We start from the raw sequence: 1,311 nt of genomic DNA on the forward strand, positions 1-1,311 counted from the left end.
GCTCGACACGCTGACGGCACCGGTCTTTCTCACCACCGCGGATCTGCATGTCGTGCATGCCAATCCGGCAGCGCATGCGCTCGTCGCCGGCGGCGACCTCCTCAACATTCGCAACGGAGTTCTCACCGCCAGCGTGTCGGCCGTGTCCAGCGCGCTGGCCGTCGCGGTATCGCAGGCGGCGCAGGACGAAAGCGCCATCGGCCGCAAGGGACTGGGAGTTCCGATACGCTGGCGCGACGGCTCGGCTGGGGCCTTGCATGTCCTGCCGCTGCGCCCGGGGCGCGGGGCGTTTGATGCCAGCGTGGTCGCGGCGGTGTTCGTGGCCCGGGCCGATACGCCCTTTGTCGCGCCGACCGCGCTGGTCGCGGCGCTGTTCGGCCTGACGCCGGCCGAGGCGCGCGTCTTCGAGCAGATCGCGGCGGGCCGCACGGTTGAGGAGACGTCCGATGCTCTCAACATCGGGCGCAGCACGGTCAGGACGCATCTGCTGCGGCTGTTCGAGAAGACCGGCGTGCGGCGGCAGGTCGAGTTGGTTCAGCTCGCCGCGTCTCTCGCGTCGCCCGTAGCCGCCAGCGTCTGACCGGCTATGAGCAGGCGACAATCTCCATCGGAAATTGGAGACCCGCGGATCATGCGTTCAATTTTTCTGCAGTGCGGCAAGGGTGGTGGCAATGCGTTCTCCTCTCTCGATGGCTCGGTTGTCCGAACTGATAGGGCTGATCTACGACGCCGCGATCGATCCCCCGCGCTGGTCCGTCGCCATTGAAGAGATCCGCATCGCGCTCGATTTCGAGAACGCGGCCCTCAACCTGCAAGCGTTGCCGTCGGGCGAAGTGCTGCTCAACGTGACCAGCAACATGCCGCAGGACTACGTCGAACGGATCGCGGACTACGCCGTTGACATTACCGACCAGTGGGGTGGGCTGGCGGTGCTTTTGGCCCTGCCGATGGATCAGCCCGCGGTGATGAGCCGCGTCAATCCAGAGGCGAGTACGACCAACCGCTACTCGCTGGAGTGGGCCAGACCACGGGGGTTGGTCGATGTCATGGGGCTGGGGCTCGCTCGCGACGAGCGTGGTTTTGGGTCGCTGGGCCTTGGCCGTCACCAGAGCGCGGAACCGATCGGTGACTATGAGATCGAGGCCGCCCGATGGTTGATCCCGCATCTGCAGCGCGCCGCGACGATCAACCGGCTGCTCGACATCGCGGCGATCGCCCGGTCGACCTTCGAGTCGGTGCTCGACACGCTGACGGCACCGGTCTTTCTCACCACCGCGGATCTGCATGTCGTGCATGCCAATCCGGCAGCGC

Annotated in this window: 1 protein-coding gene and 1 pseudogene; both read left to right on the top strand. The window is 66.5% G+C overall.

The window, feature by feature from the left end; translation table 11 throughout:
• Nucleotides 1–580: helix-turn-helix transcriptional regulator (locus X743_RS137735; RefSeq protein ID WP_023769484.1), on the top strand; the 580-nt coding region annotated here is incomplete at its 5' end.
• Between the two features lie 118 nt (nt 581–698).
• Nucleotides 699–1,311: pseudogene (locus tag X743_RS137730) on the top strand (helix-turn-helix transcriptional regulator); the annotation flags it as partial.

The sequence above is a fragment of the Mesorhizobium sp. LNHC232B00 genome (assembly GCF_000502435.1).
GTDB classification, from domain to species: Bacteria; Pseudomonadota; Alphaproteobacteria; order Rhizobiales; family Rhizobiaceae; genus Mesorhizobium; species Mesorhizobium opportunistum.